Raw genomic sequence first — 13,932 nt, 5'->3', positions numbered from 1 at the left:
CGGATTATTCCGCCGGCTCAGGTTCGTCAATCTGCGCAACCCGCGCACCCGACTTGTTCGATGTCACAACGCCCAACGACTTCAACTTGCGATGCAGCGCGCTGCGTTCCATCCCGACAAAGCTGGCGGTGCGACTAATATTGCCGCCAAACCGGTTGATCTGCGTCAGCAGATATTCACGTTCGAACGCCTCGCGCGCCTCGCGCAGCGGCAGAGTTGCCAGTGCACCCGACAAAACCACACGACCGGAGTCGTCGGATTTTTCATCCTCGGTCGGCAGTTCTCTGGCCTCAATCGGGCCGGTCCCATCCCCAAGGATCAGCACACGCTCGATCAAGTTCTTCAGTTGACGCACGTTGCCCGGCCAAGTCATGGTTTGCAACAAAGCCACGGCTTCATCCGAAATCTCGCGCACCGGCAGACCCTGCGTCTCATTGCACATTTCTATGAAGTGTTGCGCCAGAACCGGAATGTCCTCGCGCCGATCCTCCAACGAGGGCACGTCAATCGGAACAACATTCAGGCGATGATACAGCTCTTCGCGGAACCGTTCTGCCGCAATTTCTTCGTCGAGGTTCTTGTTGGTCGACGAAATGACACGCAGATCTACCCGCACCTTATCTGACCCGCCAACACGCTGGAATTGCTGATCGACCAGCACCCGCAGGATCTTGGACTGAGTCCCCAACGGCATATCGGCAACCTCGTCAAAGTAGACAACGCCCCCATGAGCCTCTTCCAGCAATCCGGATTCGACGCCGCGCTCTGATGATTCTCGGCCAAATAGAACCTCTTCCACACGCTCTGGTTCGATACCGGCGCAATTGACCGTCACAAATGGCGCGTTTGCCCGGTTCGAATGGGCGTGAATGTACCGCGCTGCGATCTCTTTGCCGGATCCGGCAGGACCGCTGAGCATGACGCGACCGTTCGACTTGGTCACCTTGTCCAACTGTCCCTGCATCGCGCGGAACGAGGCGGACTTGCCGATCATGTCGGAATTCGTGACCTCCTTGCGCTTGAGCGAGGCGTTCTCGCGGCGCAAGCGCGAGGTTTCCATCGCGCGACGGATCACAACCATCAACTGATCAATGTTAAAGGGCTTTTCGATAAAGTCATAAGCCCCCTGCTTGATCGCTGCGACGGCGATCTCGATGTTCCCGTGACCCGAAATGATCACCACGGGCACATCAGGATTGTCGCGCTTGACCGCCTTAAGAATGTCGATCCCGTCCATACGGCTGTCCTTCAGCCAAATATCCAGAATCAGCAGACCCGGCGGCTCGGAATTGATCGAGGCCATGCACTCGTCCGAGTTGCCAGCCAGCCGGGTTGAATAGCCTTCGTCCTCCAGAATGTCGGACACCAGCTCGCGAATATCGCGTTCGTCATCTACGATTAGAATGTCACTCATCTTTGGCCTGCTTTCAGTTTGTTTGTTTTAATTGCCTGCTTTTGTGGCGCCGAGGATTGGGGGAAATTGCCCCCCGGCAACCGGATCACGGCCATCGCGCCAAAATGGTCCTGTCCGTCAAATACCGGTGCATCTTCCAAAGTCAGTGCACCGCCATGTTCTTCGATTATTTTCTTAACGATGGGCAGGCCAAGGCCCGTCCCCTCATCTCGTGTGGTCACATAGGGCTCGAACAATCGCGCCCTGTCTTCCGGTAAACCTATTCCGTTATCTGCTATCGTTATCACCGTACCCGCGTCATCGGGCGTCACGTCCACTTTTATCTGTGGCTTCAGATTGTCGGGTGCGCCCTTTCTTTTCAGCGTTTCGATAGCTTCACCCGCGTTTTTGATCAGGTTCGTCAAAGCCTGGTTCAACATTGTCGCGTCCACATCCAGTTGGATGGGCTGGTCTGGCAAAGAGGCCAGAATCTCGACATCCGGTTGTCCCGATTGCTGCAACAAGACCGCTTCTTGCACCAGCTCGACAATGTTTTCCTCGCGCCGCTCGGGTTCGGGCATCCGGGCGAATTTCGAAAATTCATCGACGATCCGGCGCAAATCATTAGTCTGACGCACGATGACATCCGTCATCGACACCAACTTGTCGCAATCCTCTTCATCCAGCTTGGTCGAGAATTTGCGTTTGATCCGTTCCGCGCTCAGTTGGATCGGGGTCAAAGGGTTCTTGATCTCATGCGCGATGCGGCGCGCCACGTCCCCCCAGGCTGCCAACCTCTGCGCACTGACCAGATCGGTTACGTCGTCAAATGCAACCACGTATCCTTCAAGTCCACCGTCCTCGCCGCGGCGGGTGGCCATACGTACCAACAGGTTTTCCAAGCGCCCTTTACGGGTCACCTTGACCTCACCCTGAACCGCTTCCTGACCGCTGTCCTTCAGCGTTTCGAACAGGGGAAGGAATTCAGGAACGGCAATGCCGATGGCCAAGTGTTCTTCGCCACGCGACCAGTCCAGCAACCGCTCAGCCGAGCGGTTCACGAATGTTACGCAACCGTCCGGATCTACGCCGACAACCCCGGACGTGACCGAGCTGAGAACCGAGTCAAACAATCGCCGGCGGCGCTCGATTTGCCGCGTATTCTCAAGAAGAGTATCGCGCTGACCTTTCAGCTGCCGTGTCATCTGGTTGAAGTAACGGCCCAGCATCGCGATCTCATCATCGCTGGCCTCTTCAATCACCTGAACGCTCAGATCACCCGCACCAACCCTTTGGGCCGCCGTTGTCAACCGCCCCACCGGGCGCGAGAGGCGCTCGGCAAACCACATTCCCAAAGACATCGCAGCAAGGATCAAAATGACCGCAAAGCCAAGATATAAAAGACCAAACTCGAACAGAACCCGGCCCCGGTCGCTTTCAAGCTGTTGATAGAACTGTGCCGTTTCCTTGGTGTCGTCCAGCAAGGTCAGCAACTGCCCGTCGACTTCGCGACTTACATAAAGGTATCGATCCAGAAAGGCGCGCAGAGGAACCAACGCCCGGAATTCGCTGTTCTGCCAATCTGCAATGATCAAAAGGCCCGTATCAGCGGCTTCGACCAGTTGCTCTGGCGTCGGAGCTTCGTAGTTGAACAGGTACGACCTGTCGCCGCGCGATTTGATCTCGCCACTGCCGTCGATGACATAAGCCTCGCGCAGACCACGCTGAATCTGAGATTGTCCCTGTGCCAACACAGACCGCAATTCGGCGTCCGAGATATAGAAATCCACTGCGCGTGAGTTGTCCAAGAATCGCGCAAGAACTGTGGCGTCCTGCGTCAAGCCCTCGCGGTGCTCTTGCTCGTAAGCTTCAGCGGCCGTGAGAGATGAGCCCACAACCTGCCGAACACGGTCTGAAAACCAGCCTTCAAGTCCGATGTTCACCGTCAATCCGGCGAAGATGGCAACTGTCACGGTTGGAACCAACGCTAAAAGCGTAAATGCGCCGATCAGTCTGAGGTGCAGGCGCGAGCCCGCGGATTTCGCACGCCGTGCCGCAATCAACGTGCCAACCTGACTGAGCACAAGCGCCGCAACGACCAGTACATAGACCAAGTCTGCAAGCAGGATCAGCCGCAGAGTTGGCGCAGAAGCCCCAAGGTCAAAGGGGCCGATCACAAGATACGTCGCCAACGCCAAAGCAGGGCCCAGCAGAACCAGACCCAAGGTGCTAAAATTGCGCAGCTTTCGGGATTTTCGCCACCGATTAATCGATAGGATCAGCCCGCTCTGTGCTCGGGATGCCACCGTCTGCCCTCATCCTGATGCGCCGCTTTCGCGGCTAACCGCCATATTTCGTGGTCCTTGCCGGGCCAGAACCCGGATGCCACGCATTGTGTGGCCATATTACATCAGTTTACGCCTGCGTGTCACCTGAATATCGAGGTCTGTAATCTTTTTCCGCAGCGTATTCCGGTTAATCCCCAGAAGATCAGCACATTTTGCCTGATTTCCACCAGTTGCATCCAGCGCCAATTCAATCAACGGGGCCTCGACCTCGCGCAGAATGCGTTGGTACAGACCCGGAGGTGGCAGCAAATTACCGTGCAGATCAAAATACCGCCTCAGATGACGCGCAACCGAAGCCGATAGTTTTTCGCGCTCGCCGTCACCCAAGACAGGTTCAGCTTCGGGCTGACTGCCCAGCACCATCTCAACCTCGGCTTTCGAGATTTCATCGGCGCGGCTGGTCAGGCTCAGGCGGCGGATTGCGTTTTCAAGCTGCCGCACGTTACCCGGCCAGGAATAGCGTCGAACCAGTTCCACCGCGTCTGCGCTAAGCCAGCGCTTGGTGCCGTGTTCACGTTCTTCTCGTGCCAGAAAGTGATCGGCCAGCAAGGTGATGTCGTCCACCCGTTCCCGCAATGCTGGCACATGAATGGTCGCACCACACAAACGGTAATAGAGATCCTGACGCACGCGCCCACTCTCCATCGCCTCGGTCAGGTCGGACTGGCTGGTTGCCATAAAGCGCGGGACGTGATCGCCGGGCGTGTCCATCATGCGCACGATACGGGCCTGCAGTTCATCCTCGATATCGGCAATTTCATCAATCAGCAACGTGCCGCCACGCACACGCGCCATCACCCGCGCGGGGCCTTCCAGATCCCGCAGATCGGCCGCAGTTGCAGTTACAAATGGCAGCGTCCGACGATCCGAGAAATCGTGAATTGCCCTTGCAATCAGCGATTTACCCGTTCCACTTTCACCAGATATCATGACCGAAAGATCGGTGTTCATCACCCGTGCAACCAACCGATAAAGCGCTTGCATTACCGGTGTCCGTCCGACCAAAGGCAATTCTTCCGGACGCTCGTCGGCAGGTTCCGCCACTTCAGTCTGAACGCGCTGTTTCTGCTCCAGCGCACGCGCAGTACGCTTCATCAAATCCGGCAGGTCGAAGGGCTTGGGCAGATAATCATAAGCATCCGCCTCGGCCGCCTGAATTGCCGTCATTATCGTGTTTTGGGCCGAGATCACAATGACGGGCAAACCTGGGCGGTCCTGAGCGATTTTTGGCAGCATTTCCAAACCGTTGCCGTCCGGCATTACGACATCCGAGATCACCACATCCCCCTTGCCCTCACCAACCCAGCGCATCAGCGTGGTCAGCGAAGAGGTCGCATGCACCTTGCATCCTGCCCGCGTCAGGGCCTGTGTCAAAACGGTGCGGATCGTGCGGTCGTCATCTGCGACCAGAACTGTTCCATCCATTTGGTGCTCTCCTTAAGCTCTTTCCGGCTTTGTCTTACGTTACATCCTTCGGTGCCCGCCTCAGCGAAATGCGGAACACCGTACGGCCCGGCACCGAGTCGGCGGAAATCCAGCCGTCATGGTCCGAGATGATCTTGCTCACCAGCGCCAGCCCCAGGCCGGTGCCGTTTTCCTTGCCCGACACGAACGGGTCGAAGATATCGCTGCGGATTTTCTCGGGCAGGCCCGGCCCGTCGTCGATAATCTCGATCTGCAATGGCAGGGAATGGCCCGAACCATCACTGCGCCGAAGTCGGAAGGAGTGTTCGAAATACGTCTTGATGCGAATTATTCCACCTTTGGGATCAGCAGCTTCAGACGCGTTTTTCAACAAGTTCAGAATAACCTGCAGGAATTGATCCGGGTCTCCATAGGCCAGCGGCAACGAAGGGTCGTATTCCTCGATGATTTTCATATGCGCGCCGAATCCCAGCAAGGCCGACCGGCGTGCGCGGTCCAGAACATCATGAATATTCACTGGCTTGAAATCAGGCTCTGACAGGTTTCCGAATTGCTCGACCTGTTCCAACAGCTTTACGATACGACGACTCTCAGCGACGATAAGGTCTGTAAGTTCAAGGTCTTGCTGTGAGATATTCATGCTCAGCAATTGCGCCGCGCCAGTGATACCAGCCAGTGGATTCTTGATCTCATGCGCCAGCATCTCGGCCATGCCGATCGCCGACTGCGCCGCCGATTTAACGGTATTGCCCCGCGTCATCCGCCCCGCCAACTCACGCGGTGAGATGATCATGATCATCGACCCCGGATGCCCGACCAAAGGGGCAATCTGCAGCGCGCATTGCAGCGGCGCACGATTGCCTGAGCCCGCATCTACATCATTCACGAACAAGGGTGTTCCCTGCGCCCGCGCGCGCTCGAACGCCTCTTCCAGAGGTGCGTCGACCGCAATCTGATCCCAAACCGGGTGCCCGATCACCGATTTGCGTGAAGCGTTCAGGAAACCTTCACCTGCTGAATTAACGTCAGATATCCGATCATCGCCATCAATTATGAAGGCCGGTACCGGAAGCGAAGTCCAAATACTCTTGTCCGAATTCATGCGACTGCCTCCGCCTCAGTGCTTAAGGCGTCACCCAGCAGGCGGATCACCTCGTCGGTATCGCGAGAGGTCAGAACGGCGCGGCGCAAGGCTGCGGGCGTACCAGCCTGATCCATATACCATCCCAGATGCTTGCGCGCGACGCGCAGCCCCAGATCGGTGCCGTAAAAGCCCAGCATCGCCTGATAATGCGCCCGCACCATCTCGATCAGGTCCTCGCCCTGAGGTACCACCGGCGCAGGCGCGCCATAAAGATCGTGGCAGACCTGCGCCAGAACCCAAGGCTGACCTTGAGCACCCCGCCCGATCATGACGCCATCCGCGCCCGATTGGTCCAGCGCCGTGCGTGCAGCACCGGAATCCACGATATCTCCGTTTGCGATGACGGGGATATCGACCGCTTCTTTCACTGCGCGGATCGCCTGCCAATCCGCCTGCCCCTTATAGAACTGACAGCGCGTGCGCCCGTGGATCGTCACCATCTGCACCCCTGCCTCCTGCGCGCGCCGCGCGACGTCCGGCGCATTCAATAATTTGTCGTCCCACCCCAACCGCGTTTTCAGCGTGACCGGCACATCAACCGCCGCGACCACCGCCTCGATCAATGTCAGCGCATGATCCGGCGTTTTCAGCAGCGCCGAGCCGGAATAGCCGTTCGTGACCTTCTTGGCCGGACACCCCATGTTGATGTCGATCACCCGCGCGCCCCGATCAGCGACCTGCCGGGCGGCCTCGGCCATCCAATGCGCCTCGCGCCCAGCCAGTTGAACGGCGGTGTTTTCTACATCCGCCGACAACTCGGCGCGCTCGCGCACACCGGGCTTGGCCTGCACCATTTCCTGACTGGCGACCATCTCACTAACCACCATGCCCGCGCCAAAGCGCATCACCAGATCGCGGAACGGACGGTCAGTGATTCCGGCCATCGGAGCCAGTAGAACCGGCGGGGTCAGGTCTTTGTCTGCGAGTTGAAGAGTCAACGTGCTTAATCCTTGGGCAGTTGCGACTTAGATATCGAATTGAGCGTATATGAACAACAAAACGGCAGCTGAAAAGCCCGCAAAATCATCACTTGCTTAATTTTTAGGCGGACCAACGCGGGTGATTGCCTCTGCATTCACCGCACCCTAAACATTGCCCCGAATTTATCGGAGACACCGCCCATGACCACCGCAGCCATAATCGTTGCCGCAGGACGTGGCCTGCGCGCCGGAGGAGGTATCCCGAAACAATGGCGACCGCTAGGCGGACGCCGCGTCGCGGACTGTACGATTGAGCGGTTTCGCGGGCAAGTCGATCACATCGTGCTGGTCCTGTCGCCCGAGGACAGCACCGTCTGGGAAGAATTTGCCGCTTCAGATCTGATCCTGACCGCAGGTGGCGCAGATCGTCCGGGTTCGGTGCGCAATGGGCTGGCCGCCCTGAGCGATCTGGATGTGACCCGCGTTCTGATCCATGATGTCGCCCGTCCCTGTGTCAGTGCTCAGACTATTCACAACGTGTTGCAGGCGCTCGAAGCCAGCCCCGCTGCCGCGCCCGGCTTGGTAGTCACGGATGCGCTTTGGACCGGAGACGGACAAACGGTGACTGGCACGCAGGATCGCACCGGCCTTTTCGCCGCACAGACACCGCAGGGTTTTCACTATAGCACCATCGTCGCGGCCCATGCCGCTCATGCGGGCGGCGCGGCGGACGATGTCGAGGTTGCCCGCGCCGCAGGACTGGACGTGGCCATCGTGCCGGGCGATGCGGATAACATCAAAATCACACGGCCCGAGGATTTTGCCCGGGCGGAACGCATATTGGGAACGAATATGGATGTAAGGCTGGGCAACGGGTATGACGTGCATCGGTTTGGCGACGGGGATCATGTGATCCTGTGCGGCGTGCAGGTGCCGCATGATCGCGGCCTTCAGGGACATTCGGACGCTGACGTGGGAATGCATGCCGTGACGGATGCGATCTATGGCGCTCTGGCGCAGGGGGATATCGGCCAGCACTTCCCGCCCTCGGACCCGCAATGGAAAGGGGCCGCCAGCGAGATTTTCCTGCGCCACGCGGTCGAACTGACCGCGACGATGGGATACGCGATCTCGAATGTCGATTGCACGCTGGTCTGCGAATACCCCAAGATCGGCCCCCACGCCGAGGCGATGCGGATCGAGATGGCCCGGATCATGGGACTGCGGACCGATCAGGTCTCGGTCAAGGCGACAACGTCTGAACGGCTGGGCTTCACGGGCCGCAGCGAAGGCATTGCCTCGCTCGCCACGGCCTGTCTGGTGAAATCATGAGCGCCGCACAATTGATCGGAACCGTCTGTGGTGTGGGCTATCTACGCCCCGCGCCCGGCACATGGGGATCGCTCGCCGCCCTGCCCTTGGCGTGGGTCTTTCATACACTGGGTGGTTTTCCCCTGCTGGTAGTCGCCACGTTTGCGGTGTTCTTTGGCGGGCTCTGGGCGACCCGCGCGATGACCGCAGGGCAAGAGGACCACGACCCGTCCGAGATCGTCGTAGATGAGGTCGCAGGCCAGTTCATCGCGCTTTGGGCGATCTCTTACCCCTCATGGGCGCATGGGATCGAGATCACGGCGCTGTGGCCCGGCTGGGTTGCAGGGTTCCTGTTGTTCCGTCTGTTCGACATTACCAAACCCGGCCCGGTTGGCTGGGCCGACCGCAAGGGGGATGCGATGGGCGTGATGCTGGATGATGTGATCGCCGGGGTCTTTGCCGCCATCGGCGTGTTGATCCTGGCCGGGATTGCGCATGGGGTTCTGGGGCTATGACCGTCGCCGCGCTGCTGGACCGCGCCAAGGCGCAAGGAGTGATGATCGCCACCGCTGAAAGTTGCACCGGGGGTATGGTCGCCGCGGCGCTGACTGACATCCCCGGCAGTTCGGCCGTGGTGGACCGAGGTTTCGTGACCTACACCAATGCCGCAAAACAGCAGATGTTGGGCGTACAGGCGGCGACTCTGGACGCGCACGGCGCGGTCTCGGAACAAGTTGCCCTTGAGATGGCCGAGGGCGCCCTGCACCATTCCAACGCGCAACTGGCCGTGTCGATCACCGGCATTGCGGGCCCCGGTGGGTCCGAGTTCAAACCCGAGGGGCGCGTCTGCTTCGGAATCGCCGCTACAGGGCAGTTGACCCAAACGCAAACCATGGAATTTGGTGCACTTGGCCGCGACGCCGTTCGGCTGGCTGCGCGCGATCACGCGCTGAATTTGTTGTCAGATGCGCTTTCTTATACCGCCTAATTATTTTGCAATCCTACAACCATGACGCACATTTAATCATCACTTAAACAAAAGCCCTATAAATGGGCGCCTTTTTTCACGATTGCCTCTTTTTTCCCCACCCGCACTCCGCTTCAAGCCCCGCCACGCAAGCTGAAGAGGAGAGCGGCTGATGAATGGAGCCGATACCGCCTGGATCATAGTGGCAACCGCCCTGGTCCTGTTCATGACACTGCCGGGCCTGGCCCTGTTCTATGGTGGCCTCGTGCGCGCCCGCAACGTGCTGAGCGTTTTCATGCACTGTTTCAGCATCGCCTGCCTGATGAGCATCCTGTGGCTGGTCGCAGGCTATTCCATCGCGTTCGGTGACGGCGGATCGGGCCTGTGGGGCGGTCTGGGCAAAGCCTTTCTGAACGGTGTCGATGCTGACAGCCTGTCGGGCACGCTGCCCGAGATTTTGTTCTTCGCGTTTCAGATGACATTCGCCATCATCACTCCGGCCCTGATCGTGGGGGCCTATGTGGAACGCGTGGGCTTTGGCTTTGTTCTGACCTTCTCGGGCCTGTGGATGCTGCTGTGCTATGCGCCGGTGGTGCATTGGATCTGGGGCGGAGGCATCCTGACTGATGGCGGCATTCTGGGAGAAGTCGGCGTACGCGATTTCGCAGGTGGAATCGTTGTGCATGAAACCGCCGGTCTGGCCGCGCTGATCATCGCCGTGGTGCTGGGCCCGCGCCGCAACCGCACGACGCCCCCACACAATCCGGGTTTTGTCATGATCGGTGCCGCGATGCTGTGGGTTGGCTGGTTCGGCTTCAATGGCGGTTCGCAACTGGCCGCTGACGGAGGAGCTGCGATGGCGATGACCGTGACGCATATCTCGGCCGCCACCGCCTCGCTGACCTGGGCGCTGTACGAGCGGATCAAATATGGCAAGGCGTCGATGGTTGGTCTGGTGACCGGTACGATCGCTGGCTTGGCCTCCATTACACCTGCCTCGGGCTATGTGGATCCGGTTCAGGCGCTGATCATCGGTGCCGTCGCTGGTGTGCTGTGCCAAGAAGCGGTCAATGTCATCCGCAACGTTCTGAAAATCGACGATACGCTGGATGTGTTCGCCGTGCATGGCGTCGGGGGCATCTTTGGCACCATCATGATCGCCGTCTTTGGCCTTGGCGCCTGGACTGCACAGTTGGGTGGCCTGGTCATCGTGGGTGTCTTCACCGCCGTCGTGACCTATGTGCTGATCAAACTGGTCGCGCTGATCACGCCGCTGCGAGTGGATACCGAGACCGAGACCAACGGCCTCGACCTGTCGGTACATGGTGAACGCGCCTATGACATGACAAGCTGATCGCGCGTCAAACTGAATGTGCAAAGCGGGCCCGTTCCGGGTCCGCTTTTCTTTTGCCCGCCCCCTCGACTCTGGGGGGTGCCGCGCGTTATCAGCCCGCAACCTGTTTTCAGCCCAGAGGTTTGCACCATGATCCCCAGCTCGTACCCCGACAGCACCGAAATCGCCCGCCTGACCGCGCGCATGCTGCTGGAGATCAAAGCCGTCCACTTCAATTCGCGCGAGCCGTTCACGCTGGCCTCGGGCCTGCCCAGCCCGACCTATATCGACTGCCGCAAGCTGATCTCATACCCACGTATCCGCTCGACCCTGATGGATTTCCTGACCGTCACCGTGATGCGCGATGCCGGGTTCGAGGCGTTCGACAATATCGCCGGTGGCGAGACGGCGGGCATCCCCTTTGCCGCCATGGTCGCCGAGCGTATGGCCCTGCCGATGACCTATGTGCGCAAAAAGCCCAAAGGGTACGGCCGCAACGCCCGGATCGAGGGCGCAATGTCCGAGGGTGAGCGCGTTCTGCTGGTCGAGGATCTGACCACCGATGGCGGATCAAAGCTGTCTTTTGTGGATGCAATCCGCGACACCGGCGCGACCTGCGGCCATACGGCGGTGATCTTCTATTACGGCATCTTCCCCGAGACCGAGAAGACGCTGGGCGACCATGGCGTGAAGCTGCATTCGCTGTGTACGTGGTGGGACGTTCTGGCCGAGGCCAAGGCGCAGAAAGCCTTTGACGCTGAGACACTTGACGGGGTCGAGGCCTTCCTGAACGACCCGCGTGGCTGGCAGGAAGCCAACAAACCCACGTAAACCTCTTGTGGACAATTTGGGGATAAGCCCGGAAGAATCGGCGCGCCAAACACGATATCTGGTGACTTTCCCCACTTTTCCTACATAATAAGCGATACACATTCAGATATCCAAACTGTCTGGAAACTTATCCCTAGGTCTTACCCCAAGTTAACCACAGGGATTTCCAGATGGATTGGGACGGGCATTCGCGTATAGAACCTCATCAGGGCAGTGGGGACAAAATGAACGAGATAAGCAGTATCGAGCAGGCAGCGGCGCAGATTCAGAACGCTGAAACCATGCCGCATTCCATTGAGGCTGAACAACAGCTTCTGGGTGCGATCCTGACGAACAACGATCTGTATGACCGGGTGGCCTCGATCATTGGGGCCGAGCATTTCTATGATCCGGTCCATGCCCGCATCTATGAGGTCGCGGCCAATCGCATCGCCAAGAATGCGCTGGCCTCGCCCGTGACGCTGAAGTCCTTCATGGCCGAGGATGAGGGCCTGAAAGAGTTGGGTGGCCCCGCCTATCTGGTCAAGCTGGCGGGTGCTTCGATCAGTGCGTTTGCGGTGCATGATTATGCCCAGATGATCTATGACCTCGCCATCCGGCGCGAATTGATCCGGCTGGGCCGCGACATCTCGGACAAGGCGGCACGGGTTGATGTGTCCAGCGAGCCCAAGGAACAGATCGTCGAGGCCGAGCAACAGCTTTACCAGTTGTCCGAGCAGGGCCAGACCGAACAGGGATTTCAATCCTTCCTCAAGGCGGTCACAGAAGCCGTCAACGTCACCAACGAAGCGTATCAGCGCGGTGGCGGCATGGCGGGGATTTCCACCGGTCTGGCCGATTTGGACAAACAGCTTGGGGGCCTGCACCCATCCGACCTGATCATTCTGGCAGGTCGTCCGTCGATGGGGAAAACCTCATTGGCGACCAACGTGGCGTTCAACGTGGCCAAGGCTTATAAGCGCGGCACCAAATCGGACGGGTCCGAAGGGGCTGTGGATGGCGGTGTGGTCGGGTTCTTTTCTCTGGAGATGAGCGCGGAACAACTGGCCGGCCGGGTTCTGGCCGAAGCCTCTGAAATCTCAAGCCACAAGATCCGCCAAGGCGATATGACCGAGTCCGAGTTCCGCCGGTTCGTGGACGCCGCCAAGGAGTTGGAAGCCTGTCCGCTGTTCATCGACGACACCCCTGCCCTGCCGATCTCGCAGCTTGCCGCCCGCGCGCGGCGGCTCAAACGAACGCATGGGCTGGATCTGCTGGTGATCGACTATTTGCAGCTCTGCCGGGGCATGTCCGACAACCGCGTCAACGAAATTGCCGAGATTTCGATGGGCATGAAGGCCATCGCCAAGGAGTTGAACATCCCGGTGATCGCCCTGTCTCAGCTCTCGCGTCAGGTGGAAAGTCGCGACGACAAGCGCCCGCAACTGTCAGACCTGCGGGAATCGGGCTCGATCGAACAGGACGCCGACGTTGTGATGTTCGTGTTCCGCGAGGAATACTACAAAGAGCGTGAAAAGCCCGGCGATCATGAGCTGGAAAAGATGGAAGAGTGGAAGCAAGCCATGGACCGCCTGCATGGCAAGGCCGAAGTCATTGTCGGCAAGCAGCGTCACGGCCCCATCGGCACGGTCGAACTGTCGTTTGAGGCGCAGTTCACCCGCTTTGGCAATCTGGTCAAACCCTGGCAGCAGGACGGCCAGATCGAAGGCTACTGACAGTCACCACAACCCGGGCTGATCGAAGGCTGGCACGCAGCGCGAGGGCCCGGCTATTGGCCTAAATTCCTTGGTGTTCAGCGATTGGCCAAGCCACCCATGCGGCTGGCTCAGATCGTGGGGAGGTCGCGCGAACTCTGGTGTCATCGACTGAAACCCCGACTTGCCGTAATAGGCCGGGTCACCATAAGTCACCGCGACCTCGGCCCCTGCTTGGCGAACCTGTTCCAACCCGTACGCGATCAACTTCTGTCCGATCCCTTGCTTCTGACGACCTGTAGCAACCGCAACCGGGGACATCAGCACCACCTTGCGCGGGTCTTCGTCATAGGTCAGGCGAGAAAAGAAAATGCACCCGCACAGGCGCTCGGATGTATGCACTGTCACGCACAGCAAATCATCGGCCTCAGTGGTCTTGATCAGTGCAACAGTCAGCGCTTTCAACGCTTCGCCTTCATCCGACCCTTCGGATGCGCTGAAAACGGCCCGGAAGAACTCGGGGATTTCGGCTTCCATGCCGGTAACACCTGATGAAAACTGCACAA

The 13,932-nt window shown here is 59.0% G+C and carries 12 protein-coding genes; 6 read left to right on the top strand and 6 right to left on the bottom strand.

Features of this window, described 5'->3' with window-relative positions:
• Positions 1–4: 4 nt before the first annotated feature.
• The 5 genes from ntrX to dusB form a co-directional block, all read right to left on the bottom strand.
• Positions 5–1,414 carry a nitrogen assimilation response regulator NtrX gene (gene ntrX / locus ACR3EG_RS09215; protein ID WP_480495096.1) on the bottom strand — a complete coding sequence of 470 codons (1,410 nt, stop codon included), beginning with the start codon at positions 1,412–1,414 and terminating at the stop codon, positions 5–7.
• Complete coding sequence (locus tag ACR3EG_RS09210; RefSeq protein WP_170354344.1) at positions 1,411–3,699, bottom strand: sensor histidine kinase NtrY-like; 2,289 nt, start codon at positions 3,697–3,699, stop codon at positions 1,411–1,413. Before ACR3EG_RS09210 ends, ntrX begins: the two co-directional genes overlap by 4 nt.
• A 99-nt stretch (positions 3,700–3,798) precedes the next feature.
• Positions 3,799–5,166: a response regulator gene (locus ACR3EG_RS09205; RefSeq protein WP_209194488.1), complete on the bottom strand. Its 1,368-nt coding sequence runs from the start codon at positions 5,164–5,166 to the stop codon at positions 3,799–3,801.
• A 34-nt stretch (positions 5,167–5,200) separates the two neighbouring features.
• Positions 5,201–6,268, bottom strand: coding sequence for a two-component system sensor histidine kinase NtrB (locus ACR3EG_RS09200; RefSeq protein ID WP_480495093.1), 1,068 nt, complete (start codon positions 6,266–6,268; stop codon positions 5,201–5,203).
• Entirely contained in the window at positions 6,265–7,248 is a 984-nt protein-coding gene (dusB, locus tag ACR3EG_RS09195) for a tRNA dihydrouridine synthase DusB (protein WP_480495091.1), read from the bottom strand. The genes ACR3EG_RS09200 and dusB overlap by 4 nt, the downstream gene beginning before the upstream one ends.
• A gap of 183 nt (positions 7,249–7,431) precedes the next feature.
• Here dusB and ACR3EG_RS09190 point away from each other — a divergent pair, with 183 nt between their 5' ends.
• The 6 genes from ACR3EG_RS09190 (at position 7,432) to ACR3EG_RS09165 (ending at position 13,387) form a co-directional block, all read left to right on the top strand.
• Positions 7,432–8,562 (top strand): bifunctional 2-C-methyl-D-erythritol 4-phosphate cytidylyltransferase/2-C-methyl-D-erythritol 2,4-cyclodiphosphate synthase, encoded by a 1,131-nt coding sequence (locus ACR3EG_RS09190; RefSeq protein ID WP_480495089.1) that lies wholly within the window; start codon positions 7,432–7,434, stop codon positions 8,560–8,562.
• Positions 8,559–9,056, top strand: a complete 498-nt coding sequence (locus ACR3EG_RS09185; protein ID WP_480495087.1) for a phosphatidylglycerophosphatase A family protein — start codon at positions 8,559–8,561, stop codon at positions 9,054–9,056. Before ACR3EG_RS09190 ends, ACR3EG_RS09185 begins: the two co-directional genes overlap by 4 nt.
• The gene (locus tag ACR3EG_RS09180; RefSeq protein WP_480495085.1) at positions 9,053–9,529 is read left to right on the top strand and encodes a CinA family protein; all 477 of its coding nucleotides are present in this window, start codon (positions 9,053–9,055) and stop codon (positions 9,527–9,529) included. The genes ACR3EG_RS09185 and ACR3EG_RS09180 overlap by 4 nt, the downstream gene beginning before the upstream one ends.
• Before the next feature lie 151 nt (positions 9,530–9,680).
• The gene (locus ACR3EG_RS09175; RefSeq protein WP_480495083.1) at positions 9,681–10,862 is read left to right on the top strand and encodes an ammonium transporter; all 1,182 of its coding nucleotides are present in this window, start codon (positions 9,681–9,683) and stop codon (positions 10,860–10,862) included.
• A gap of 129 nt (positions 10,863–10,991) precedes the next feature.
• The gene (locus ACR3EG_RS09170) at positions 10,992–11,672 is read left to right on the top strand and encodes an orotate phosphoribosyltransferase (RefSeq protein WP_480495081.1); all 681 of its coding nucleotides are present in this window, start codon (positions 10,992–10,994) and stop codon (positions 11,670–11,672) included.
• 224 nt (positions 11,673–11,896) lie between these two features.
• A complete protein-coding gene (locus ACR3EG_RS09165) occupies positions 11,897–13,387 on the top strand; it encodes a replicative DNA helicase (RefSeq protein WP_209194481.1) in 1,491 nt (496 codons plus the stop codon).
• A gap of 3 nt (positions 13,388–13,390) precedes the next feature.
• Here the strand turns inward: ACR3EG_RS09165 and ACR3EG_RS09160 are convergent, their stop codons facing one another.
• Complete coding sequence (locus ACR3EG_RS09160) at positions 13,391–13,930, bottom strand: GNAT family N-acetyltransferase (RefSeq protein ID WP_480495079.1); 540 nt, start codon at positions 13,928–13,930, stop codon at positions 13,391–13,393.
• Between the last annotated feature and the right edge of the window lie 2 nt (positions 13,931–13,932).

This window comes from Ruegeria sp. AM7, assembly GCF_056535965.1.
The sequence above is the reverse complement of the archived record's forward strand: the minus strand, read 5'-3'. Positions and strand labels throughout refer to the sequence as shown.